This is a genomic window from Polaribacter ponticola (assembly GCF_026191475.2).
Taxonomy (GTDB): Bacteria; Bacteroidota; Bacteroidia; order Flavobacteriales; family Flavobacteriaceae; genus Polaribacter; species Polaribacter ponticola.
On record NZ_JAOSLC020000002.1, the window covers coordinates 319,971 to 346,466 of the forward strand.

Consider the following 26,496-nt stretch of genomic DNA (forward strand, 5'->3'; position numbering starts at 1 on the left):
AACTTTTTTTAAAAATAAAAGTTGAATATTATTTTACTAAAAACTTCTTTACTTGAAGTTTACCATTTTCTTTTATCATAATAAAATGTATCCCTTTTACTAAATTAGGAATTACAATTTTATCTCCCTTAAAATTAGTTTGCTTTAAAATAACTTGACCTAACATATTATAAACTAAAATATCAACATTTTCTATTTTTTCGTAAAATGAAATTGTTTTATTTAAAACGGGATTATTAAATGTAATAATCTTATCTAAATAATTAAGTTCCATAAAAGAGAGCGTTTCATTACAACTATTTGACAATGTATTTACATCCTCTATTATGCCTTTAGGTGATAAATCTTTTCCTAAAAAACCCTCATAATTTTTATGATACTTTTCTCCCCTAAACATACTATTATCTCTTAAAATCTCTATTTCAGTCACAAATTGATTATATGTTTTGGTTCCAACAGGATTCCTATAAACCCAAACTACATCTCCATTAGAATCAACTTCACTTAACCTTCCTTTACTAGTTACACAAATTAACAAATTTCCATTTTCTAAGCCATGAACACCACTTTTCTTAAATTCATACAACACTTCTCCAAGTATTTCTCCACTCCACGACCAAAAAAAATCGGTAGGTAAAAACACATTACTTTCTAATTGATATTTATTATTTTCATCTAAATTTGGTGCAACAATATGAACTGACTAAAAGTATTTGTACCATCACTATCATTATTAAAAACAGTAATCTTATTTTCATTAGCATAACCTTCATTTATCCATTTAGCATCATGTTGTTTAAATAATTTTTGAGAAGATTCATCCCCTTGTCTGTAGACCTGAGGATTTCCCCAACGCCATAAAAAATCATCACCTTTTCCATAAGCCCCTCCAGTATGTGATGAGGCTTCAATAGTAGTAGTACTATGATCTATGATGTAAATTTCTCCAAGAGTTCTTGCAGACAAAAGTATTTGATCTAACTCTGCATTATAATCTATACTGTTCATATGCAGCCAATCAGAATGATTTAGATCTGTTTCAGTATAATTAAAATCAACTAACTCAGGATGAGATACCACATCTCCAAAATTACTAATAGAAGAATCATAATCTTGTATAAGATGATCTTTAAAACTCCACTCCCAAACAACTTCCATATCATTATTTCCAATAGGCTTAATCTCAATTATTTTTTCTGATTTAAGATTCCCGTTTAATAAATTTGGATTCTTACCTAAAGCCACTTGCTCTTCTTCAGTTATACTTTCTTTGACTAAACATAAAATATTTCCATTAGGCAATGGCTCTATGTCATGATGTTGTCTTATCTCCAAATTAGTTAATAAATTATATTCCCAAACTAAATTGCTTTCCCAATCTCTAATTTCAAAACCATTAGAACCAGTTCTTAATAAATTACCATTTTCTAAAAGATAACATGTTAATTTTGGAGTTCCGTTAAAATTCCAACTATGAACTAAATTCCCACAGTTATCAACTAACAAAACAGAATTATTGGATTCTGGGGTAAACAAAGTATAACCATCAAATGCTTTCTCAGAATTTTTAAGCAAACCAATAGTATTTTGACTAGCAATAATGCCTATTTGAAAAAGGGCAAAAAGAAAAAGTAGTTTACTTTTCATATCTATATTTTTTTTCACAATACTACAATTTATTATGAAGCAATTTCATAATTTAACACTTTTGTAAAGACTTTTAACAACTCTTAAAAAACATTTTTTTTATTTATATGTATAAACAAAAAGAACTATTTTAGCAAGCTGCTCAATTAATAGAGCTAAAAAAATAAAATGTACAGATTATGACAAATGACGATAGAAAAATAAAAGAGAAATTGCAACCTAAAACCTGGAATGAGACTAAAACCAATGACTCTTGGGCTATTTTTAAAATAATGGCTGAGTTTGTAGAAGGATACGAGAAGTTAAGTAAAATTGGCCCTTGTGTTTCAATTTTTGGTTCTGCACGAACAAAACCAGATCACCCATATTACAAATTAGCAGAAGAAGTAGCTTTTAAATTAACACAAAATGGATTTGGTGTAATTACTGGAGGAGGACCAGGAATAATGGAAGCTGGAAACAAAGGAGCAAATAGAGGAAAAGGATTATCTGTAGGTCTAAACATTGAATTACCTTTTGAACAACACGACAATCCTTGGATAGATCCGGGAAAAAGTTTAGATTTCGATTACTTTTTTGTGCGTAAAGTTATGTTTGTAAAATACTCTCAAGGTTTTGTTGTGATGCCTGGTGGATTTGGTACAATGGATGAACTTTTTGAAGCAATAACTTTAATACAAACAAAGAAAATTGGTCGTTTCCCTATTGTTTTAGTTGGAACAAAATTTTGGGGAGGAATAATAGATTGGATTAAAAACACACTAATTGAAGAAGGTAATATTAGTGCAGAAGATTTAAATTTATTTAGACTAGTAGACACCGCAGATGAGGCTGTTGAGCATTTTAATAAATTCTATTCTAAATACAAATTGAAGCCAAACTTCTAATTTAAATTTAAATACCAACTTTTAATAAACGTAAAATATAGAAATGAAAAAATCAATAAACTTATTTATTCTTTGTTTTTTCATTTCTATATTTTCTTCTGCTCAACAAAATTCGATCTCTATTAAATCTACATTTAATCCAGAAACGGATGAGTTAAATGTACAACAAGAAATTGTTTATATAAACTCAACTGAAGTAGCCTTAAATAATATTTATCTTCATAATTGGGGTAATAGTTTTAGAGACAGAAAAACTCCATTATCAAAAAGGTTTATAAAAGATTTTAAAAAAACTCTATATTTTTCAAAAAAGAAGACCTCGGGCAAACCACTATAAAAAACCTTACTATAGATTTTGAAACTACTGAATATATTGAAGTAGAAAACCATGCAGACATTATAGAAGTACCGCTTTTAAACTCTCTAAAACCAAGTGACACAGCTAAAATTTCTATTACGTATGTAATTAAAATTCCTAATGCTAAATTTACTAGCTACGGAAAAACTAAAAATGGCTATCATTTACGCTTTTGGTACTTAACACCTGCTGTTTACAATAATGGATGGCAACTTATGAGTAATTTAAATATTGATGATTTATACGAAAACCCTACTAATTTTGATATAGAAATTGACATTCCTAAAGAATATGTCCTAGAAAGTAATTTATATCAATATGAAACTAAAAAAGAAAAAAATCAACTATTACCTTATTGGTAAAAATAAGACTGATATAATTTTAAGTATTAATAAGAAGAAGCAACTTAGAACTTTTAAAACTGTAAGAGCGGCTATATATACTGATGTTTTCGATGAGGAAGTTGACTATGAATCTGCTACCACTACTTTAAACAGAGAGATGTTATTCATAGAAAAATACTTAGGCAAGTACCCGCATAAAGAAATATATATAGACAAAGTTACACAAAGTAAAGACCCTGTTTATGGTCTAAGTCAATTACCTAATTTCTTACGCCCCTTCTCTGACTCTTTTAAATGGGATATTACCTTATTTAAAGCTTTATCAAAAAAATACATAGAGAATACCCTACTTTTAAATAAAAGAACAGATTATTGGTTTTTAGATGGTTTACAAAACTATTTAATGCTAGAATATATTGATAAATACTACCCAAAAGCAAAATTACTCGGAAACTTGTCTAATAGATGGTTTCTAAAAAATTACAACATCTCTAAACAAGGTTTTAATGACAAATACCCTTTAGTTTATCAATTTGTATCTAGAAGGTTTTTAGACCAAGCACTAGTTACTTCAGCAGATTCACTCTCAAATTTTAATAGAAAAATAGCTAATAAATATAAAGCAGGATTAGGTTTTAGATATTTAAAAGGGTTTTTAGGAGACAGTGTTTTAAATAGCTCACTTAAAGAGTTTTACCAAAAAAACCAAGTTAAAACCATTTCTAGTACAGATTTTCAAAAAATATTAGCTACAAAAACAGATAAAAAAACAGATTGGTTTTTTAACGACTACATAAAAACTAACAAAAAAATTGACTACACCATAGATGATATAACTATTTTAAAAGATAGCTTAGAAATAACGATTAAAAACAAAAGAAATATAACTACTCCTGTTTTATTATATGGTTTAAAAAACAAAGATGTAAAATTCAGAAAATGGTATACAGGTATTGAAAATTCTAAAACAATAACAATTCCTAAGCAAGACTTTAACAAAATAGCTTTAAACTACGAAAACTATTACCCTGAATTAAACACCCTAGATAATTGGCAAAATCTAGAAAATAAAATATTTAATAAACCTTTAAAATTTACTTTATTAAAAGATATTCAAGATCCATATTACACTCAGATATTTTATCAACCCAATATTAGTTACAATTTTTACAATGGTTTAATTTTAGGAGTAAAACTCCACAACAAACCTTTAATAAAAAGAAACTTAGAACTTAGTTTTGCCCCTTCATACGCATTTAAAAGTAGATCTGCTATTGGCTCTTTTTCTTTCTTATACAATCAATACTTAGAAGATACAAAAATTTATAAAATAGCATATGGTGTTGCAGGACAAACATTAGACTATGCTCCTAATTTATCTTACACCTCATTTGTTCCTTTCGCAAACATTGTTTTCAAAAGAAAATCTTTACGTGATGCTACATCAGAATCTATAAGAGCAAAATTAGTTCATATTAATAAAGAAGTAGCACCTACAACCGTAAAAACCGAACAAGATAATTACAGTGTTTTTAGTTTAAGTTATAACTTTATAAATCCAGATATTATTAAAGAATTTAGATATAACTTTAGCATAGAAGTTGCAGAAAAATTCTCTAAAGCTGCAGTTGACCTAAGGTTTAGATCTCTTTCTACAACAGACACACAATTAGATTTTAGATTTTTTGCAGGTGCTTTTATAAATAACAATACAGAAGGTAATTACTTTAGTTTTGGGTTAGATAGAGCTAACGATTATCTTTTTCAGCTTAATTATTTTGGAAGATCTGAAGATTCTGGTTTATTTAGCCAACAATACATAATAGCAGAAGGTGGTTTTAAATCTGTTTTACCTACAAGGTTTGCAAACCAATACATGATGGCTTTTAATTCTAGTTTCGGTTTATGGAAATGGATGGAATTTTACAATGATGTAGCATTTCTTAAAAATAAAAACGAGTCTATTTATTTTGGATACAATAATGGTATTCGTTTTAACTTTATTCATAATATTTTAGAAGTATATTTTCCTCTATACTCTAACAACGGATGGGAACTTTCTCAAAAAGCATATCCTCAAAGAATTCGTTTTACATTAACTGCAGATGTAAACTCTATTTATAATTTCTTTAGAAGAGGATTTTTATAAAATTCAAACAAAATCACTTTTTTTATATAATTCCTAACGAAATCGTTTTTTTACTACGTCGTATTATCATATTCTCAATCAAATAAGATATTTTTAAATATCGATTAAAAAAACTATCTTTGCAAAAGTTAAAACCCATAAAACAATGTTGCAAAAAACGGCTACTACTAGTACTCAAGAAATTACATTTAATGATTTTAAAAAAGAAGTACTTAACGATTATAAAATTGCAAAAATTAGTAGAGAATGTAGCCTTTTAGGTAGACGTGAAGTTTTAACTGGGAAAGCTAAATTTGGTATTTTTGGTGATGGAAAAGAAGTACCTCAATTAGCAATGGCTAAAGCCTTTAAAAAAGGTGATTTTAGATCTGGTTATTATAGAGATCAAACTTTTATGATGGCTATTGGCGAGTTAACTGCACAACAATTTTTTGCAGGTTTGTATGCACATACAGACATAAAAGCAGATCCTATGTCTGCTGGTAGACAAATGGGTGGTCATTTTGCTACACATAGTTTAAATGAAGATGGTAGCTGGAAAGACTTAACGAAGCAATACAATTCCAGTTCAGATATTTCACCTACTGCGGGGCAAATGCCACGTTTATTAGGTTTAGCACAAGCATCAAAAATTTATAGAAACGAAAAAAGTGTACAACACAAAACTAACTTTTCTAACAAAGGAAATGAAGTTGCTTGGGGTACAATTGGAAATGCGAGTACTAGTGAAGGCTTATTTTTTGAAACCATAAACGCTGCAGGAGTTTTACAAGTACCTATGGTTATGAGCGTTTGGGACGATGAGTATGGAATTTCTGTACACGCTAAATATCAAACTACCAAAGAAAGTATTTCTGAAATTTTAAAAGGGTTTCAAAGAGATAACAAAAATAAAGGTTATGAAATTTTTGTTATCAATGGTTGGGATTATGTTCAATTAACAGATGTTTATCAAAAAGCAGCAAAAATTGCTAGAGAAGAGCATGTACCTGTTTTAATTCATGTTAAAGAATTAACCCAACCTCAAGGGCACTCAACTTCTGGTTCTCATGAAAGATATAAAGATAAAAATAGACTTCAATGGGAAAAAGATCATGACTGTATAACTAAAATGCGTAAATGGATTTTAGAATTTGAATTAGAAACTGAAACTGGGGAAATACTACGTTTTATAGATTCTGAAGAAGAACTTATCCTTTTAGAAAAAGAAGCTAAAAAAGAAGTAACTAGCGCTAAAAGAAATGCTTGGAACGCTTATTTAAATGAGATAAAAGAAGAACTTTCTACTGCTGCTAAAATACTTGAAAGCGTAAGTAGTAAAAGTGAAAACGGAACTTTCATAAATAAATACAAAAACGATTTATTAGCAATTATAGAACCAACAAGGAAAGATGTTTTATCAGCCTCTAGAAAATGTTTACGCTATTTAAAAGACGAAAATTTTCCTGAAAAAATAGAACTACAAAACTTTATTAAATCTGCTACAGAAAGTGCATACCAAAAGTACTCCTCTCACTTATTAAGTGAAACTGATTTAAGCACCTCTAACATTATTGAAAGAAAACCAACTTATACTCAAGAAAAAAATATTGTTGATGCTAGAATTATCATGAGAGATAATTTTGATGCTGTTCTTAAAAAGCACCCAGATGTTGTTATTTTTGGTGAAGATGCTGGTTTTATTGGTGATGTAAATCAAGGCTTAGAAGGTCTTCAAGATAAATATGGAGACATAAGAATATCTGACACTGGCATTAGAGAAGCTACTATTTTAGGTCAAGGAATTGGTTTAGCAATGAGAGGTTTAAGACCTATTGCAGAAATACAATACCTAGATTATTTATTATATGCTTTACAAATAATGAGTGATGATTTAGCAACTTTACGCTACAGAACTTTTGGAAAGCAAAAAGCTCCTTTAATAATTAGAACAAGGGGGCATAGATTAGAAGGTATTTGGCATGCTGGTTCTCCAATGGGAGGTATAATTAATCATGTTAGAGGAATTCATGTTTTAGTTCCAAGAAATATGACTATTGCCGCTGGTTTTTACAATACTTTATTAGAAGGTGATGACCCTGGTTTAGTGATAGAGTGTTTAAATGGTTATCGTTTAAAAGAAGAATTACCTACAAATTTAGGTGATTTTAAAACCCCAATAGGAGTTGTAGACACTGTTAAACAAGGAACTGATATTACTGTTGTTTCTTATGGTTCTACTCTAAGAATTATTGAAGACGTTGCTAAAGATTTAGCGCAAGTAGATATTCATATTGAACTTATTGACGCTCAAAGCTTACTACCTTTTGATGTTAACCACGATTGTGTTAAAAGTTTAGCTAAAACAAATAAACTAATAATTGTAGATGAAGATTTACCTGGTGGAGCTTCTGCTTATATTTTACAAGAAATAGTAGAAAATCAAAATGGATATCAATATTTAGACAGTAAACCAACAACATTAACTGCTAAACAACATAGAACTGCTTACGGTACAGATGGAGATTATTTTTCTAAACCTTCTGCAGAAGATATTTTTGAAAAAATTTATGAAATTATGCATGAATCTAATCCTAATAAATTTAAAAGCTTGTATTAATCTACATTCTAGAAATTAAATATAAAAGCTCAAACATATTTGTTTGAGCTTTTATATTTTAACACAATCCATAAAGCTATTACAACTCGTTTTCTTACTTTAGAAGTTCAAAATAATTTAAGCTTATGAAAAAACTATTACTCTTTTCATTCATTTTAGCATTTACAATTCCTTCAAAAATAAATGCTCAAAGAAAAAAATCAAAAAACAAAAAAACAACACAATCTTTATCAAAAACAAAGAAAAGTAAAAAACCAAAATATGCTGATTTTGTAAAAAAAGAGACAAAAACAGATGATGGTATATTTAAGGTTCATGAAAGTGATAATAAATATATGTATGAAATTCCTAAAACATTTTTAGGTAAAGAAATGCTATTAGTTACTAGAATTAAAGATATTCCTGCAGGATTAGGTGGAGGATATGTAAATGCTGGATCTAAAATAAATACACAAGTAATAGTTTGGGAAGAATTTAAAAATAAAATTTTACTAAAAGTAAAATCTTATAATGCTATTGCAAACGACTCCTTGCCTATATACAAATCTGTAAAAGCAAATAACTTAGAGCCTGTAATTTATGCTTTTGATATTAAAACTCAAAACAAAGATTCTACAGCTATTTTAGTTGATGTTACAAAATTCTTTTCTACGGATGTTAAAGCAATTACAGGTCTACCTTCCTACTTTAGAAAAAGATATAAAGTTAGAAGATTAGATGCCTCAAGAAGTTTTATCAATAGTATAAAAAGCTATCCAAAAAATATAGAAGTTGTACAAGATTTTACATTTGATGCAGATGCACCTCCAAGTAATTCAAGATCTAATACAATTACAATTCGCGTTAATCAATCTATGATTCTATTACCAGAAGACAAAATGATGTCTAGAATTTATGATAAAAGAGTTGGTTACTTTTCTATTGGTAACGTAGATTACAGTTCTGAAGCTTTAAAAGCAGATAGCAAAAGATATATTAAACGCTGGCGACTAGAACCTAAAGACATTAACGCTTACAATAGAGGCGAATTAGTTGAGCCTATAAAACCAATTGTATATTATTTAGATCCTGCAACACCAAATAAACTAAAAAAACATATTAAACAAGGTGTAGATGATTGGCAAAAAGTTTTTGAAACTGCTGGTTTTAAAAATGCAATTATGGCAAAATACGCGCCTACTAAAGAAGAGGACCCAGAATTTAGTATGGAAGATATTCGTTATTCCTCTATAAGATATGTAGCAAGTACCACAAGAAACGCAACAGGACCAAGTGTATCTGACCCAAGAACAGGAGAAATAATTGAAAGCGATATTATTTGGTATCACAACCATTTACGTTCTTACAGAAATAGATATTTATTAGAAACAGGTGCTGCAAATCCGTCTGCAAGAACACTAGATACTCCTGCAGAAGATATTGGAGAAATGATGCGAATGGTAATTTCTCATGAAGTTGGGCACGCATTAGGTTTACCTCATAATATGGCTGCTAGTTATGCATATCCTGTAGACTCTTTGCGTTCTGGAAAGTTTACTCAAAAAATGGGAATTGCTGCAACCATTATGGATTATGCTCGTTACAACTATATTGCGCAACCAGGTGATAAAAATATCCGTTTTATTCGCCAATTAGGACCTTATGATCATTATTCTATCAATTGGGGATATCGTAAAGTTCCTTTAGCAAAAACACCAGAACAAGAAACAGCAACACTAAACAAATGGATTACTGATAAAGCAGACAATCCTATTTATAGATTTGGTGATCAGAGGTTTGACCCTTCTTCACAAACAGAAGGAATTGGAAACGATCAAATAAAAGCGTCTACTTACGGAATTAAAAACTTAAAAATTGTTGCTAAAAATTTACCCGATTGGACTTCTAATCAAACTAATAATTATGATGATTTATCAGAGCTATATGGCGAGTTACTAAGTGTTTGGAGTAGATACATTGGTCATGTTACTGGTAATATTGGTGGCGTTTATGAGTTTAACAAAAAACCTAATCAACCAGGGAATATTTATACACCTGTAACAAAAACTAAACAAAAAGAAGCATTACAATGGTTACAAAAAAATGCATTTGAAACTCAAAATTGGTTACTTAATAAAAGTATATTATCTAATATAAAGGAAAGCGGATACACAGAAAGAATATTAGCTTTACAAAACAGACAACTTTACACTTTACTTAACACCGATCGATTAAAAAGAATGATTGACGCCGAAGTAGTACAAGATGATTTTTATGCCGTTTCAGATATGATTAGAGATTTAAGATCAGGTATTTTTTCTGAAGCCAAATACATTAAAAATGTAGATGTTTTTAGACGTAATTTGCAAAAATCTTTTATTGATAGACTTGCAACTCTTTTTAATAGTAAAGAATTAAAAAATACAGATATTAATGCGGTAATTAGAGGCGAACTTGCAATGATGGATTTTCAACTAACACTTGCAAAAACAAAACGAGTAAACAGAATTACAAAATATCATTATAGAGATTGTTTAGCCAAAGTAAAAAAATATTAAACCCTAAATAGTCTATTTAACTTTTTAATAAATTATTACCTATTGCACAATGTAAACAACGTTTCTTTGTGCAATAGTTGTTTTTAAGTTCTAATAAAGCTTGACTTTCTAAGGCGTTTTTAGATTTTATTTTTACCGCTGCAAACTTTGAAATAACACTGTTTTTTTCTGATGAAACTTGCCTAATTAACTGTAAAATACCCTCTTCATTTACTTCTCCTCTATTTTGTAAATACACAAATTTTAAAGGAATAATAGTATTTATCAACAACAACTCTATAAATGATTTTGTTAACTTTTTGGGTGATTCTTTTGAAGTAGTTTCAAATGTATAATGAGATTTCCAAAACTCTTGAATTTCAAAATTAAACAATTCGTAAAACTCTTTTTTATTTGTGAGACTCATCAATTTTGAAAATAAATTTTGATGAGTAAAAAATAACGAAGCCAATTGCGCAATTCTAATAGTAGGAAAATTTTGAGGTCGCATTCTAAAAAATTGAAAATTGTTTTTAGAAATAGAAGCTAACTTATATTTATGTTTCAAATACTTATACTCTTCTTTTAATTGTTGATAATAATTTTCTTCTATTTCATCCTCTAAAAAACCTGCTTGTCCAAAAAACAAAGCCGTTAAAGTATTTACATTATAAACTTCTTTTCTAACAACAGAAAAATCGATTGACTTTGCTAGTTGTAAAAAAGAATCTCCATTTACTTTAAGTCCAAAATTCTTAGCTAATAACTGAAACAAAACTGCCTCAAAATCGTAATTTGTTTGCGACAACAAGTCTTTTATAAAAACAGATTTTTGTTCTAATCTCTCAAAATATAAACGTTCTAACCAATTATCAATTAAAAACTCATCAACAAGACCAATCTGATTTTCACACAATATAAAACGCTGTTGATTATACAATAAACTACTATAATTAGACACCAACTCTCTAGAAACAAAATTTGAGATTTCGAAAGTTGGCAGAGGCTTATTATTTTTCATATAAACAACCGCATCGTGTTCCCAAACAACATGTAAAATTACAGCATCGTAATTAACATCTTCTTCATGTTTATGCAAATACCAATCTGAAGATTTTAAATGCATTTCTACATTACCAACCCAAAGTTGTTGATTTAATTTTAGTTGAGAATTTAAAAAATCTGGTCCAGAATTTTTATTTTGATTCCCAGATTTTGAAATCGTTATTAACTGATTATCAATAGTAAATAAATCTGTTTTTGTAAATAATTTGTATTGCCAGATATAGTACAGAAAATCTTCTGTCATAGTTTTTTATTTCAAGGTACAAAATTTTTATTTCCTTATCAATTTTACCAATGGAAAGAAATAATCTATTTCTATTTATTAAGTTATTTTTGTAGTCTAATATTTAAGTATATGAATTCTATAGAAAGTTTGCAATGGCGTTATGCTGTTAAAAAATTCGACAATAATAAAACGCTTACTAAAGAGCAAATAGACACTTTAAAAAATGCATTTAATTTAACTGCAACTTCGTACGGTTTACAACCAATAAAACTGGTTGTAGTTAAAAACAAAAGTATTAGAGAAAAATTAGTTCCACATTCTTGGAATCAACCTCAAGTACTAGACGCATCTCATCTTTTAATTATTTGCATTCAAAAAGAATATACATCAGAAGAAGTAACAAAATATTTTAATTTGGTAAAACAAGTTAGAAATACTTCTGATGAGATTACAAATCCTTTTAAAGATTTTTTAACTGCAGAAATAGATAAAAAAACACCAGAAGAATTATTAATTTGGAATAAAAACCAAGCTTATTTAGCATTAGGTAATTTATTAACAGTTTGTGCTTTAGAACAAATAGATTCTTGCCCAATGGAAGGTTTTAAACCAGAAAAATATGATGAAATTTTAGGGTTAGACAAACACAACTTAACATCTACATTAGTATTACCAGTAGGTTTTAGAGCAGATGATTGTTTTATGAAAGATTTAAAAAAAGTACGTAAAAAATTAGAAGATTCTATTTTAGAGATCGACTAATTTATAATGAAAATTTTATAAGCCTTCTTTTAAAAGAAGGCTTTTTTTGGTCTTTAAAAACTGTACTTTTGAACCATAAATTTTTAAGAAATTATACAATGAGTCAAGATATAAGAAACATAGAGCCAAAATCAGTTTGGGGTCATTTTGCAGATTTAAATGCTGTTCCACGTCCTTCAAAAAAAGAAGAAAGAGTCATTCAATTTATGGTTGATTTTGGAAACGACTTAAATCTTGAGAATTTTGTTGATAAAGTTGGTAATGTTATCATTAAGAAACCTGCAACTTCTGGTATGGAAAACAGAAAAACTGTTGTAATGCAAGGTCACTTAGATATGGTACATCAAAAAAACTCTGATACTGTTTTTGATTTTGACAAAGAAGGTATAAAAATGTTTATTGATGGAGATTGGGTGAAAGCTAAAGGAACAACTTTAGGTGCAGATAATGGTTTAGGTGTAGCAGCAATTATGGCTATTTTATCATCTACAGATATTGCACACCCAACAATTGAAGCTTTATTTACCATTGATGAAGAAACAGGAATGACAGGTGCAATGGGATTAGAAGGTGGTGTTCTAGAAGGAGAAATCTTACTAAACCTAGACACTGAAGAAGATGATGAAATAGGAATGGGCTGCGCAGGTGGTGTAGATGTTACAGCAACAAGAACCTACTTAGAAGAAGAAACTCCAGAAAATACTACTGCTTTTTCAATTACCGTAAAAGGTTTAAATGGTGGTCATTCTGGTATGGATATTATTAAAGGTTTAGGAAATGCGAACAAAATTATGAATCGTATTTTGTTTGATGCTTTTGCAAATTTTGGTTTGCGAATTTCTGAAATTAATGGAGGTAGTTTACGAAACGCTATTCCAAGAGAAAGTACTGCAACTGTTGTTGTAGACAGTATCTCTAAAGAACCTTTTTTGTTTGAAACAGCACAACTAATCAAAAATATAAAAGAAGAATTTTTAACTTTAGAAGAAAACTTAACCATAGAAATTAATGAAATTTTATCACCAGAAAAGGTTATGGAGCTTGGTGTGCAAGAAGGTTTAACAAAATCTATCTATGCAGCTTTAAACGGTGTTTATAGAATGAGTCCAGATGTAGAAGGTTTGGTAGAAACTTCTAATAATATTGCACGTGTTATTGTAAAAGACGGTGCTATTAAAATTGGTTGTTTAACGCGTTCATCATCAGAAACAAATAAATGGGATTTAGCAAATTCTTTACGTTCTAGTTTTGAATTATCAGGTTTTGAAGTTTATTTTTCTGGTACATATCCTGGTTGGTTACCAAACGTAAAATCAGAGATTTTAAAAACGGTTGCAAACATTTATACAGATTTATTTAAAGAAAAACCACTAGTAGCTGCTTGTCATGCTGGTTTAGAATGTGGTATTTTAGGGCAAAATTATCCAAATATGGATATGGTTTCTTTTGGCCCAACGATTAGAGGTGCACATTCTCCTGATGAAAGAGCTCAAATTTCTTCAACTCAAAAATTCTGGAAACTATTATTAGAAGTTTTAAAAAACACACCAAAAAAAACAGCATAAATAAGAATTATAATATCACGAAAAAAAGGTAGAAGTCGCAAGGTTATAAATTGTTCAAAAACTTTAGAAAACAAAATGTAATTAACTAAATTACAGGTTTTTAAAAAATTATATTTTTGTTAACATCTTTAAACTTTATAAAAGAGAATAATTTGTAATTTTACTCTTCAAAATTAGAAATTTGTTAATGGGAAAAATAATTGCAATTGCGAATCAAAAAGGAGGTGTAGGTAAAACTACAACCAGTATTAACTTGGCAGCATCTTTAGGTATTTTAGAAAAAAAGTCCTTCTTATAGACGCTGACCCTCAAGCAAATGCATCTTCTGGATTAGGAATTGTTGTAGAAACTGTAGAGCATGGAACTTATCAAGTTTTAGAGCATTCTATCTCTGCTAAAGATGCGGTTGTTAAAACCACGTCTCCAAATTTAGATATTATACCAGCACATATAGATTTAGTTGCAATTGAAATTGAATTAGTAGACAAACAAGAAAGAGAGTATATGCTCAAAAAATCTTTAGAAAAAATTAAAGATGATTATGACTATATTTTAATTGATTGTGCTCCCTCATTAGGATTGATTACTCTAAATTCTTTAGTAGCTGCTGATGCAGTTATTATACCGATACAGTGTGAGTACTTTGCATTAGAAGGATTAGGAAAACTTTTAAATACAATAAAAAGTGTTCAAAAAATTCATAATGCTGATTTAGAAATAGAAGGATTATTATTAACAATGTTCGATTCTCGTTTACGTTTATCGAACCAAGTAGTAGATGAAGTTAGAAAACATTTTTCTAGCATGGTTTTTGAAACAATTATTAGAAGAAATACGCGTTTAGGAGAAGCACCAAGTTATGGAGAAAGTATTATTGCATATGATGCTACAAGTAAAGGAGCTGTAAATTACCTAAATTTAGCACAAGAGTTATTAAAAAAGAATTCGTAAAATGGCAAAAGCAACCAAGAAACAAGCTTTAGGAAGAGGATTATCTGCTTTGTTACAAGAAACACCAAACATTAATTCTGCGTCAGATAAAAATGCAGATAAGCTTGTTGGTAATATTATTGAATTAGATTTAGAACTAATTGAAGTTAATCCTTATCAACCAAGAACTTATTTTGATGAAGAAGCTTTAAGAGAATTAGCAAGTTCTATTAAAGAATTAGGTGTTATACAACCTATTACAGTTAGAAAACTAAAAGGTAATAAATTTCAGTTAGTTTCTGGTGAACGTCGTTTTAGAGCATCAAAACTTATTGGTAACAAAACTGTACCTGCTTATATAAGATTAGCAAACGACCAAGAAATGCTAGAAATGGCTTTGGTTGAAAACATACAACGTAAAAATTTAGACCCTATAGAAGTTGCACTTTCTTACCAGCGTTTAATTGATGAAATTCAATTAACGCAAGAAGAATTAAGTACAAGAGTGGGTAAAAAGCGCTCTACAGTTACTAATTATTTACGATTACTAAAACTAGATCCTATTTTACAAACTGGTATGAGAGATGGTTTTATCTCTATGGGACATGGCCGCGCTATGATTAATGTAGATAGTACAGAAGATCAGTTAGCTATTTACGAAAAAATTTTACGAGAAAAACTATCTGTAAGACAAACTGAAGAACTTGTAAAAAACTTAAAAACTGGTAGTGTAACTAAAACAAAGAAAAAATCTATTCCTTCTTATGTAAAAAATAGCAATAAAGAATTTAGTGATTTTTTTGGTCATAAAATAGATATTAGTATAAGTAATAATGGAAAAGGAAAAATTTCAATTCCTTTTCATTCAGAAGAAGATTTCAACAGAATAAAAAACTTACTAAAATAAGTGTCTTTAAAAAAATCATATTTGTTCTTTTAATCGCGTTTTTTTCTGCGAATCTTTTTGCTCAAAAAGATTCTACGAATATTAAAACTAAAGACATAAAGGTTAAAAGAAAATCTAAAATAAAAAAAGGAGGAATTTACAACCCATTGTCACCTTCTAAAGCAGCATTTTATTCTGCTATTTTTCCTGGAATGGGACAGATTTATAATAAAAAATACTGGAAAGCACCAATAGTTTGGGGAGCTTTAGCTTTGCCAACATATTACTACCAACTAAATAATAGAGATTATAAACGATATAGAACAGCTTATAAGCTTAGAAAAAATGGCTTACAAGATGAATTCACCTTAGATGATGGATCTACTTCAGTCTCTTTAGAAACCATAGAAACCGCACAAGAACAGTTAAGAGAAAACAGAGACATGTCTTTATTAATGGGCGTAATTTTATATGTTTTACAAATTGTTGAAGCGAGTGTTAATGCACATTTATTACAATTTAACACAGATGATAATTTATCTTTTAAACCTGCATTAATAATGGATCCAATTCGAATAGAAACACCTTCTGTTGGATTAACAATTAAATATAATTTTTAAAATGAAGATTGCACTATTAGGATATGGACGTATGGGAAAAGAGATTGAAAAAATTGCAATCTCAAGAGGCCATGAAATAGTTATAAGGAAAGATGTTGATGAAAAAATTGATATAACATTAGCTGATGTTGCTATCGATTTCAGTGTGCCTAGTTCTGCTTTTAACAATATATCTAATTGCTTAAACAATAATGTACCTGTAATTTCTGGAACTACTGGATGGTTAGAAAAATATGATGAAGCTTTAGAACTTTGTAAAGAAAAAAAGGTGCATTTATTTATGCTTCAAATTTTAGTTTAGGAGTAAATATTTTTTTTGAACTGAACAAACAATTAGCAAAAATGATGAAAGCTGTAGAAGGCTACAACATATCTATGGAAGAAATTCATCATACAAAAAAATTAGACGCGCCAAGTGGTACCGCTATTACTTTAGCAGAAGGAGTTATAGAAAACACTTCTAAAAAAGCTTGGGAATTGGGCGAAAAGGCATCCGAAGAAAACATTGCAATTGTTGCTAAAAGAATACCAGAAGTACCAGGAACACATTCTGTTTGGTACGATTCTGAAGTAGATACAATAGAAATTAAGCATACAGCACACAACAGAAAAGGTTTTGCTTTGGGAGCTGTTATTGCTGCTGAATGGATTTCTGATAAAACTGGAGTTTTTTCTATGAAAGATGTGTTAAACATCCGTTAAAGAATGTAACAAATTGTTTCTTTTGCGCCTTATAAGACATTAAAATTATTTCCTTTTTAAAAAAGGAAAACAAAAAAAATATTATGACATTTACACAGTGGTTTATCTTCTTTTTGGTTGTTCAATTAATTCATTTTCTAGGCACCTGGAAATTGTATGTAAAAGCAGGTAGAAAAGCTTGGGAAGCTGCAATTCCTATTTATAATGGTGTTGTATTAATGCAAATTATTAATAGACCAAAATGGTGGATTGTACTTTTATTTATACCAATTGTAAACCTATTAATGTTTCCTGTAATTTGGATTGAAACCATTAGAACTTTTGGTTTTTATAAAAAATTAGATTCATTTTTAGTAATTGTAACTTTAGGTCTTTATATTTTTTATATCAATTATGCTACAGACGCTAGTTTTAATGCAGATAGAAGTATAAAACCTCGCTCTGAACTTGGTGAATGGGTAAGTTCTATTGCTTTTGCAATTATTGCCGCTACTTTAGTGCACACTTATTTTATGCAACCTTTTACAATACCAACATCTTCTTTAGAGAAATCTTTACTAGTTGGTGATTATTTGTTTGTGAGCAAGTTTCATTATGGTGCTAGAGTGCCATCTACAGTAATTGCTGCTCCAATGGTGCACGATTCTTTACCTTTTACAGGAACTGCTTCTTATCTTAAAAAACCTCAATTACCTTATACTCGTTTACCTGGTTTGCAAAAAATTAAGAACAACGATATTGTTTGTTTTAATTGGCCTGCAGACTCATTAGCTACTATGTGGGGCGATAATTCTGGTAAATTTACTTACAAGCCTGTAGACAAAAAGACTAATTACGTTAAACGTTGTGTTGGTATTGCTGGTGATTCTTTAGAGATGAAAAACGGTTACTTTTACATTAACGGAAAAAAGAACGAATTACCTTATAGAGCAAAACTACAATTCTATTATACGTTTGAATGTACGCAACCTATCAATCAAAAAAGTTATCCAAAATTTTTATTGAATAAAGAAAGAACGGGTGTTTACAAAATTTTATCGGAATATTGGAACAACGATAAAGTACAAGAAGCAATAAAGAAAAACGGAAACTTATCTAAAATTGGAGAAGACTCTTTATACACAGAAGTAGCTGGTGGTGTAAACCTACAATTTGCTAAAAGGTTAAAAATGATTAATGTTGAAAATAAAATCAATATTAACTTAACTGCAGAAGAAGTTACAAGGTTAGAAAAATATCCTCTAACAAAATCTGTTAAAAAAATAAATCACGCTGCAGACAATGCTATTTTTCCACATGTTAAGAAATTAGGTTGGAGTCAAGATAATTTTGGACCAATATATATTCCTAAAAAAGGAGCTACTGTAAAGTTAGATTCAGAATCGATTCCTTTTTATAAACAAATTATCAAAAACCATGAAAACAATGATTTAGTAATTAATGGTGATGATATTTTTGTAAACGGAGAAAAAGCAGATTCGTACACTTTTAAACAAGATTACTTTTATTTAATTGGAGATAATAGACACAACTCTTTAGATGCCCGTTATTGGGGTTATGTTCCTTTTGATCATGTTTTAGGTAAACCTGTAATGATTTGGTTTAGTTGGGACCCGAGTACACCTTTATTTTCTGCTGAAAGATTTAAATCAATCAGATGGGACAGAATGTTTAGTACCGTTCATGGAGAAGGAGAGCCTGTTTCTTATAGATATGTGTTTTTTGCTTTAATTGCATTATACATTGGTTGGAGTTATTATAAAGGGAAGAAGAAGAAAGCATAAGAATGTCATTATTTATTCCAACATACTTCTCTCCTATTTCTCAATATTCAGCAATTATAAAGTCTGATAATATTGTTTTTGAAATGGAAGACAATTATCAAAAACAAAGTTTTAGAAATCGCTGTTATATATATAATAGCAGCGGAAAACAGTTGTTAACAATACCTGTAAAACATAAGAATACAGAAAATAGAAAAAAAACAAAAGACACATTAGTCGAAAATAATTTCGATTGGCAAGATCAACATTTTAAATCATTAAAAATCGCTTATAGAACATCTCCTTTTTTTGATTTTTTTGAAGATGATTTAGCTCCTATTTTTGAAAAAAATACAAATACTTACAGGATTTAAATATTGATACTTTTTTATTTATTGACGATGCATTACAACTAGAATCTAAATACACTAAAACCAAAGAATACCAAGCTGTAACTAGTGATATTGATTTTAGAATACTCGCAGATAGAAAACACAAACCTAATAAAGTTGTTGAAAGATATATTCAGATGTTTGATGATAAACATGGTTTTATACCTAATTTATCTATTTTAGATTTATTGTTTATGGAAGGCCCTAATACAATTAGTTATTTGTAGTCTCTTCGTAGTACATTATCATTTCCCCTAAAGCTATTTATAATTTATTAAATTTGAATCGAAGAATTCCTCCCAAATTCTAATTAGGTTACAAAAAAGGTTTATCTTAGTTATGCCTTTTTTTATATGACAAAATTTATAATACATTATTCCCTTCATTTTATAATACCACTTCTAATAGCTTTTCTTTTCTTTAAAGATAAATGGAAAACGGTATACTTAATTTTCTTACTATCTATGTTAGTAGATTTAGATCATTTATTAGCGACTCCAATTTTTGATAAAAATAGGTGTAGTATTAATTTTCATCCGCTACATACTTATTTAGCTTGTGGCTTTTACATTATTGGACTCTTTTTTAAGAAGACTAGAGTAATTGCATTAGCATTGCTATTTCATATGCTAACAGATTTTATAGATTGTTATTTATAGTTTTACAAACCTTTTTACAAGCGCGTTAATTTGATCTGAAATAGACAGTTTAATAACTACAAATAAATACACAACAGCTATTAAAATACTTTTTAAAATAAGGTTAAATACAGGTGAGATATCCCTATTAAAAACCTCTATTGTTGGTAAAGAAAAGTTCCAGAAATAGAAAGAAGCAAATAAGACCAAAATGATAAGAAACATTTTCCAAGACTTATCTGTAAATGGTGTTATTGAAAATTTACTTTTTACAAAAAATAGTTTTACAGTATTAAAAAATAAAATAGTGATTAAAGTTGCCATTGCTAAACCATCTGTACCAAAATCTAATTCAAAATAAAAAAGCTTGTTTAAAAAATAAACAGATAAAGCCATACCAACGCCTAAAGGCAATGTAATTCTGTAAAATTTAGAATTACCAATAATAGCACCATTATTACCTAGTAACATTGTATACAATTTAGCTAAAGAAATCATTAGTACAACATATTCTCCACCAGCATATCCTTTTTCTGGCATCAACTTAAATAGTTCGTGTACTCCACAATTAACTAGTAAAAAGAATAAACCACCAACTAAAAATAAATTTATAGAACTCTTTTTATACAAATTTTCTACTTCCACTATATCAGAATCATTTAAAGACTTAGAAGTTAATGGTTGTAATATTTGTGTCATCGCTCTACTTGGTGCTTCAATAAAAGACCCCATAAAAACAGCTACTGTGTAATAAGCTACTTTTTCTATTGTGTCTTTACCAGGTATCATATTTTTATCGATATCTAATAAAATTGCGCCTGCACTTCCTGCAAGAATTATATATGCAGAATACTTTATAATTTCGGAAAAATTATCTGGCAATTTAAAATGAAATTTAGGTAAATACACTTTAAATGCATAAAACATCATTACCAACGTTCTTAGAATGTATGCAGCTGTTAAATAATAAATAAATTCAACTTTAGTAATCCATTCTAAGAAGACAGCAACTAATAAAATCATTTGTATAGCTCTATTCCAAAGTTCTTTTAAAACATTACCAAAAACAGTATTTAATTGCACTTTTGTCCAAGAATAGAAAAACTCAAAATACGCACAACAAACAGTAATAATATAAATAGAAAAAGTATAACTTTCTATATTTTTATTCCCATCAGAAACTCTACTCATAATTAATTCGTGCATATAATCCCATAAAAATCCAAGAGGCAACGCAATAATTAATGGTAAAAAAATTAAAGAAGATAAAAACCGATCCTTTTGTTCTTTTGTTTCATATGAAGAAAAAAACTTTATCATCGTAAAATGAGCTCCAAAGGCTAAAAATGGCATTATAATATTTGAGGTAGACAAAAGGTAAACTACTAAACCATAAAATTTTGAACCTAAAAATTCTGGATAAAATATAATTGTATTTACACCTCCTATTAAAAAGGCTAAATAGATAATTAATGTATTTTTAAAAGATTGTTTTAAAACAATTCCCATTTTGGTTATAAACTTTTTATGATTTCTGATAAACTTTTAGTTAATTCCTTTCTATGATATTGTTCAATATTTTTAGAATCTACTTTTAAGTTTCTTGTTTTATATTGTTGATATAATTTTTTAATTTCTGATGTTAATTTTTCTTCATCATTAAAACTTACAACTACACCAGCATTCGTATTTTTTAATATTTCTGATAAATCACCTTTTTTAGGACCGATAGCTAAAATAGGTCTTTTTGCTGTTAAATACTCAAATAACTTACCTGTTAAAATTCCTTCAGATTTTATTACATTAGGAATTAACAAAAGTAAAACTTGCGATTTTTTTTGATATTCAATAGCCTCTTTATGCGAAACATACCCTAAAAATACCGAATTATCTAATAAGCCATTCGCTTCAATTTCTAATTTTACTTCATTAGAAATATCACCAATAAAATTTAATAGTAAATCGTTTTTAAAATTTTCATCTCCAATAGACAATCTGTTTAGTACTTTAAACAATAATTTAGGATTGCTTTGTTTTGGTAATAAACCAATATATGAAATTGTGAATTTCTTGTCTAAACGAATTAAGTTTTTAGTTAAAACTTCATCATCAAAACCGTTAGTAATTACTTCTACTCTTATAGCTTTCTTAGCAAAATCATTTTTTAAAGAATTACTTACTGTTAAAATACAATCTGCATTTTTAAAAACAGAAGCTTCCATTTTTAAATTCTTCTTTTTTGCAAAAGACAATTGCTTAAACTCTTTGTTATAATACAAATCTGTCCAAGGATCTCTAAAATCTGCAAGCCATTTTATATTGTTTTTTTCTTTTAATTTTTGTGCAATTAAATGCATACTATGTGGCGGACCTGTAGATATTATTGCATCAAATTTATTCGTTTCTAAAAATTTATGAAGAAATTTAACCGATGGTTTTACCCAAAACACTTTAGGATCTGGAATAAAAAAATTACCTCTTATAAATGATAAAAGACCACTATTTGTAGCATTAGAAATATCCTTTTTTTGATTGTTATTTTTTTCCAAAATAACAAATCTGTAGGTTCCCAAATTGGTTGTTTTAAAACTAATATATTTTTAGGAACTTCATTTATTAACGAAATATCTTCTTTTGGATAACTTGCATTATCAACCGTATAAACGATAGGTTCAATATCAAAATTTTGTAAATATTTTACAAATTTTAACCAACGCTGAACGCCAGAACCACCTGCAGGAGGCCAATAATATGTAAGAATTAATACTTTCAATTTAGAAGATTATCATATAAATGTAATAGTTTTTTTGATGTCTGCTCCCAAGAAAACTCATTTCTTACAAAGTTCTTTCCGTTTTCTCCTAACTGAGTTCTTAAAACATCGTCTTTATATAGTCTTAAAATTTTTGTAGTAAAATCAGAAACATTTTTTTCTTGATGCACTAAACCAGAGTTCGTTTTTTCTACCAATCTTTTTTGAGCTATTGCATCGCTAACCAACAGAGGTTTTGCTAAACTCATGTATTGAAAAATCTTATTTGCATATGCAACATCATGCTGTAAATTTCTGTGCAAAGGAGAAATACAAACAGCGCTAGAAAGTATATACGATTGAAAAAGAGAAACATTTTGCCATCCTTCAAAATCGACAAAATCTTGTATTTCTAAATCTTTAACTTGTTCTTTTAAAATTGTGTCTGTTGTGTTTTTACCAACTATTACTAACTTTAAATTAGGTATTTTATCTTTTAAGCTTACAACAGAACTTATTGCTGTTTGCAAGCCTCGTCTAACATGTGTATCTCCTAAATACAAAACAACAAATTTGTTTTTATATTTTTCTATAATAGAATTTTCAACTGTATAATTCTCAAAAAAAGATGTTCTTATTGTATTTGGTACTAAAACAAACTTCTCTTTTTCTGATGGTAATCTAGTTGCTAATGTTTCTATAAATTCTGGTGAAACAGAAATTACTTTATCAGCCTTATAAATAAATTCTTCTTCTTTTTGTTTCCATTTTTTAGGTGATATAATATACTTTCCTGGAAATTTCTGAAGATGCGGATACAACTTCATAACTTCTGGCATATTATCATGTAAATCTAAAACTACAGGTATATTGTACTTTTTATTTGTATTTAAAACAGCTTGTGCAATTCTTATATCATGAATGTGTAATACTTCAATATTCGTTTCTTTTATAAACTGATGAATCTTACGTGTCATCAAAAAAGTATAAAAAGGCACTGTATATGCTAAAGCAGAAAGCTTATACTCTAGTTTATTAGAAACATATCTTTTTACTTGAATTCCGTTTATAATTTCTGACGATTTTTCATCAGCATATTTTAAACAAAAAAGAAAAACTTCATGACCTGCATTTACCAAAGAAACGGCTTCATTTTCTACCCTTGGATCAGGAGGAAACGGAGCGTCTAAAATCATTCCTATTTTCATTTTAGTTTTTTCTTCTTCTTCTTTTTCTTTTCGTCGTAAAAAAACCAACCAATAGAAACTAATATTAAAACTAAATACGAGGTTAAAGAAATGAAACCACCTTGTTGAATTACTTTGGGCTCAAATTCAAATTCAATTTTATGTTCTCCTGCAGGAATTTTCATTCCTCGTAAAACATAATTTACGTTATAATGTTTTGTTAATTCACCATCTATATATGCATTCCACCCATCTTTATAATAAATTTCTGAAAATACTGCAAACTGTTCTTTTATTGATTTGGATTGATATGTTAACGTTGTAACATCATACTCTAACAAACTAATTGTTGCAGTAGAGTCTTTATCAAAATTAAAATTACTGTTTTCTAATAATTTACTTTTATCTAAAACAACAATACTTTTTGTGTTTAAAGAGTCTAAAGCTTGCATTTCTTCGTTAGCAGAATTTACAAGTTTAACTTGTTCTACAAACCAAACATTACCATTAATATCTGGGTTTTGCTGTACTTGTTTTTGTCCTTCTTTATCAGCTACAATAAAATACTTGGTATTTAACATGTTTAAAACATCCATGTTATTTTTTGCTATTTGATAATCAAACAGTTCTTTATAACGTCCCATTTTTGCTGCATGATAACCACCTATTGATTGATGAAAATAGGAAGTAGAACCATCTTGCATAGGATCTACAGTAAAATTAGCAACCCTAAAATGTGTTTTGTCTTTTAAAATTAATTTATCTGCATTAGAAGCTGTAAAAGGTTTTTCTACTTTTCTAGAAGGCTTAAAATCAGTTTCATTCACATACTTTTTATCAACAGAAATTAAATCGAACAAAATAAATACAGCTAAAGCAATAACCGCAATCTTTTGTTTCAGTTTATTCTTTAAAAAGAACCATAACGTTGCTGCAGAAATTAAAACTAAGGCAAGAGAACGTAAAGTATCAAATAATAACATGGCTTTTCTATCTGCTATTACTGCATCAATTAAGCCTGGTAAAACAGCATAACTTTCATCTCTTAATCCTTCAAATGTTGAAAAACTATGTGCTAATAAAAATCCTAAAATTATAAACCCTCCAAAAACATACACAGCCTTTTCTAAGGATTTACGTTTCTTTTTTTCTGTAAGTTTCGATGAAAAGAATTCTTTTAAAGCCAAAACACCTAAAATAGGAACACATAATTCGGCAATAACTTGTATGGATGAAACTGCTCTAAACTTATTGTATAAAGGAAAATAATCAATAAAGAAATTCGTTAATTCTTCAAAATTTCTTCCCCAACTTAAAACAATAGAAAATACAGTTGCTGCAACTAACCATTGTTTTAACTTACCTTTTACAAGAAAAATACCTAAGAAAAATAAAAAGAAAATTACAGCACCAATATAAGCAGGTGCTTCTACAATTGGTTGATCTCCCCAATAAGTAAGTACTTGATTAGAATAATCGTCTGCAACTTTTTTGCCTGCATTTTTTTCTATCGTTTGATAAAAATCTGAACTATCATCTAATTTCTCAACTGTTCCTCCGCCCATAAATCGAGGGATAAACAAATTAAAAGTTTCTAATTTAGCATAACTATATTGTGTAATGTAGTCTTTATCTAGACCTTTTGTAACCTCTTTTTTACTACCATCTACATTTATAGTTAACTCAGATTTACCTCTTGTGCTGTAATCTGTATATTCTTTCATAGCCATTAACCTAGACGAATTTGCGCCAATACCTAAAACCACAGCTGCTATAATTACTGCTGCTTGTTTTAAGAAGGTTAAAAAAGCTTTTTCTTTAATTGCGTGTATAACTTCTACAATTCCTAAAATCAATAAACAAAAACCTAAATAATAAGTCATTTGTATGTGATTTGTATAAATTTCTAAAGCCATTGCAATACCCGTAACAATAAAACCTAACACGTACTTTTTTTGAAAAACCCATAAAACTCCTGCTAACACCAATGGCATATATGCAATTGCATGCGCTTTAGAATTATGACCTGGTACAAAAATAATTATTAAATAAGTTGAAAAACCGAATGAGAGTGCGCCTAATACGGCTAATCTCCATTTAACTTTTAAAGCCATCATTAAAACAAAAAAACTTAAAAAATATAAAAAAGTATAATCTGCTGGCCTTGGTAAAAAACGTAAAGTTCGGTCTAATACACGTACTAAATCATTAGGGTAATATGCGCTTATTTGGTACGCTGGCATTCCGCTAAAAGATGCACCTGTCCAATAAGGCTCTGTATTTTTATCAGCTCTAAAATCGTTAATTTCTTTTACCATTCCTCGAAACTGAGTAATATCCGATTGAGAAATTTTTTGCCCTTTTAAAACTGGATAAAAATAAGTTAATGAAGCAATAACAAAGATTACAATTGCTATAAGATAGGGCAGTATTTTTTTTAGTTTCAAAAGTTTAATTTAAAAATGAGTTTAGAAATAAATAGTTTATTAATTAAAATAGATTTTTAAA

22 protein-coding genes and 2 pseudogenes are annotated in these 26,496 nt (G+C 28.7%); 16 read left to right on the forward strand and 8 right to left on the reverse strand.

The window, feature by feature from the left end; genetic code table 11:
• Nucleotides 1–28: 28 nt before the first annotated feature.
• Together N5A56_RS01805 and N5A56_RS01810 are read right to left on the reverse strand one after the other, a co-directional pair.
• On the reverse strand, nt 29–643 hold the full coding sequence (locus N5A56_RS01805) for a T9SS type A sorting domain-containing protein (RefSeq protein ID WP_265724044.1): 615 nt from the start codon (nt 641–643) through the stop codon (nt 29–31).
• Nucleotides 644–675: 32 nt separating this feature from the next.
• Nucleotides 676–1,647 (reverse strand): aryl-sulfate sulfotransferase, encoded by a 972-nt coding sequence (locus tag N5A56_RS01810; RefSeq protein WP_265724043.1) that lies wholly within the window; start codon nt 1,645–1,647, stop codon nt 676–678.
• A gap of 179 nt (nt 1,648–1,826) precedes the next feature.
• Here N5A56_RS01810 and N5A56_RS01815 point away from each other — a divergent pair, with 179 nt between their 5' ends.
• The 6 genes from N5A56_RS01815 (at nt 1,827) to N5A56_RS01840 (ending at nt 10,521) form a co-directional block, all read left to right on the forward strand.
• Nucleotides 1,827–2,534 carry an LOG family protein gene (locus tag N5A56_RS01815; RefSeq protein ID WP_265724042.1) on the forward strand — a complete coding sequence of 236 codons (708 nt, stop codon included), beginning with the start codon at nt 1,827–1,829 and terminating at the stop codon, nt 2,532–2,534.
• Between the two features lie 43 nt (nt 2,535–2,577).
• Nucleotides 2,578–2,871 carry a hypothetical protein gene (locus N5A56_RS01820; RefSeq protein ID WP_274270139.1) on the forward strand — a complete coding sequence of 98 codons (294 nt, stop codon included), beginning with the start codon at nt 2,578–2,580 and terminating at the stop codon, nt 2,869–2,871.
• A gap of 236 nt (nt 2,872–3,107) precedes the next feature.
• Nucleotides 3,108–3,254 (forward strand): hypothetical protein, encoded by a 147-nt coding sequence (locus N5A56_RS01825; protein ID WP_274270140.1) that lies wholly within the window; start codon nt 3,108–3,110, stop codon nt 3,252–3,254.
• Nucleotides 3,211–5,385 carry a gluzincin family metallopeptidase gene (locus N5A56_RS01830; RefSeq protein ID WP_274270141.1) on the forward strand — a complete coding sequence of 725 codons (2,175 nt, stop codon included), beginning with the start codon at nt 3,211–3,213 and terminating at the stop codon, nt 5,383–5,385. Before N5A56_RS01825 ends, N5A56_RS01830 begins: the two co-directional genes overlap by 44 nt.
• A 145-nt stretch (nt 5,386–5,530) precedes the next feature.
• On the forward strand, nt 5,531–7,984 hold the full coding sequence (locus N5A56_RS01835; RefSeq protein ID WP_265724040.1) for an alpha-ketoacid dehydrogenase subunit alpha/beta: 2,454 nt from the start codon (nt 5,531–5,533) through the stop codon (nt 7,982–7,984).
• 125 nt (nt 7,985–8,109) lie between these two features.
• On the forward strand, nt 8,110–10,521 hold the full coding sequence (locus tag N5A56_RS01840) for a zinc-dependent metalloprotease (RefSeq protein WP_274270142.1): 2,412 nt from the start codon (nt 8,110–8,112) through the stop codon (nt 10,519–10,521).
• Between the two features lie 16 nt (nt 10,522–10,537).
• Here the strand turns inward: N5A56_RS01840 and N5A56_RS01845 are convergent, their stop codons facing one another.
• Complete coding sequence (locus N5A56_RS01845; RefSeq protein WP_265724038.1) at nt 10,538–11,809, reverse strand: DUF2851 family protein; 1,272 nt, start codon at nt 11,807–11,809, stop codon at nt 10,538–10,540.
• 111 nt (nt 11,810–11,920) lie between these two features.
• Here N5A56_RS01845 and N5A56_RS01850 point away from each other — a divergent pair, with 111 nt between their 5' ends.
• The 10 genes and pseudogenes from N5A56_RS01850 (at nt 11,921) to N5A56_RS01890 (ending at nt 20,070) form a co-directional block, all read left to right on the forward strand.
• Nucleotides 11,921–12,553, forward strand: coding sequence for an NAD(P)H-dependent oxidoreductase (locus N5A56_RS01850; RefSeq protein ID WP_265724037.1), 633 nt, complete (start codon nt 11,921–11,923; stop codon nt 12,551–12,553).
• Nucleotides 12,554–12,651: 98 nt separating this feature from the next.
• Nucleotides 12,652–14,118 (forward strand): aminoacyl-histidine dipeptidase, encoded by a 1,467-nt coding sequence (locus N5A56_RS01855; RefSeq protein WP_265724036.1) that lies wholly within the window; start codon nt 12,652–12,654, stop codon nt 14,116–14,118.
• 187 nt (nt 14,119–14,305) lie between these two features.
• Nucleotides 14,306–15,069 (forward strand): annotated as a pseudogene (locus N5A56_RS01860) (ParA family protein).
• Between the two features lies 1 nt (nt 15,070).
• On the forward strand, nt 15,071–15,955 hold the full coding sequence (locus tag N5A56_RS01865; RefSeq protein ID WP_265724034.1) for a ParB/RepB/Spo0J family partition protein: 885 nt from the start codon (nt 15,071–15,073) through the stop codon (nt 15,953–15,955).
• Between the two features lie 146 nt (nt 15,956–16,101).
• Entirely contained in the window at nt 16,102–16,554 is a 453-nt protein-coding gene (locus tag N5A56_RS01870; protein ID WP_274270143.1) for a DUF5683 domain-containing protein, read from the forward strand.
• Nucleotide 16,555: 1 nt separating this feature from the next.
• Nucleotides 16,556–17,256 (forward strand): annotated as a pseudogene (gene dapB, locus N5A56_RS01875) (4-hydroxy-tetrahydrodipicolinate reductase).
• Nucleotides 17,257–17,339: 83 nt separating this feature from the next.
• A complete protein-coding gene (gene lepB / locus N5A56_RS01880; protein WP_265724032.1) occupies nt 17,340–19,040 on the forward strand; it encodes a signal peptidase I in 1,701 nt (566 codons plus the stop codon).
• A 2-nt stretch (nt 19,041–19,042) separates the two neighbouring features.
• A complete protein-coding gene (locus N5A56_RS17645; RefSeq protein WP_420793179.1) occupies nt 19,043–19,393 on the forward strand; it encodes a WbqC family protein in 351 nt (116 codons plus the stop codon).
• Between the two features lie 155 nt (nt 19,394–19,548).
• Entirely contained in the window at nt 19,549–19,638 is a 90-nt protein-coding gene (locus N5A56_RS17650) for a WbqC family protein (RefSeq protein ID WP_420793180.1), read from the forward strand.
• Between the two features lie 126 nt (nt 19,639–19,764).
• On the forward strand, nt 19,765–20,070 hold the full coding sequence (locus N5A56_RS01890; protein ID WP_265724030.1) for a DUF6122 family protein: 306 nt from the start codon (nt 19,765–19,767) through the stop codon (nt 20,068–20,070).
• Here the strand turns inward: N5A56_RS01890 and N5A56_RS01895 are convergent.
• Genes N5A56_RS01895 through N5A56_RS01915 form a run of 5 tightly spaced genes read right to left on the reverse strand, consistent with a single transcriptional unit; the run spans nt 20,065 to nt 26,444 of the window.
• Entirely contained in the window at nt 20,065–21,558 is a 1,494-nt protein-coding gene (locus N5A56_RS01895) for a lipopolysaccharide biosynthesis protein (protein WP_265724029.1), read from the reverse strand. The two genes, N5A56_RS01890 and N5A56_RS01895, sit on opposite strands and share 6 nt — an antisense overlap.
• 5 nt (nt 21,559–21,563) lie before the next feature.
• On the reverse strand, nt 21,564–22,598 hold the full coding sequence (locus tag N5A56_RS01900; protein ID WP_265724028.1) for a glycosyltransferase family 4 protein: 1,035 nt from the start codon (nt 22,596–22,598) through the stop codon (nt 21,564–21,566).
• Nucleotides 22,529–22,822 (reverse strand): glycosyltransferase family protein, encoded by a 294-nt coding sequence (locus N5A56_RS01905; protein ID WP_265724027.1) that lies wholly within the window; start codon nt 22,820–22,822, stop codon nt 22,529–22,531. Before N5A56_RS01905 ends, N5A56_RS01900 begins: the two co-directional genes overlap by 70 nt.
• The gene (locus tag N5A56_RS01910; protein ID WP_265724026.1) at nt 22,819–24,009 is read right to left on the reverse strand and encodes a glycosyltransferase family 4 protein; all 1,191 of its coding nucleotides are present in this window, start codon (nt 24,007–24,009) and stop codon (nt 22,819–22,821) included. The genes N5A56_RS01905 and N5A56_RS01910 overlap by 4 nt, the downstream gene beginning before the upstream one ends.
• Nucleotides 24,006–26,444 (reverse strand): YfhO family protein, encoded by a 2,439-nt coding sequence (locus N5A56_RS01915; RefSeq protein ID WP_265726074.1) that lies wholly within the window; start codon nt 26,442–26,444, stop codon nt 24,006–24,008. Before N5A56_RS01915 ends, N5A56_RS01910 begins: the two co-directional genes overlap by 4 nt.
• Nucleotides 26,445–26,496 lie beyond the last annotated feature (52 nt).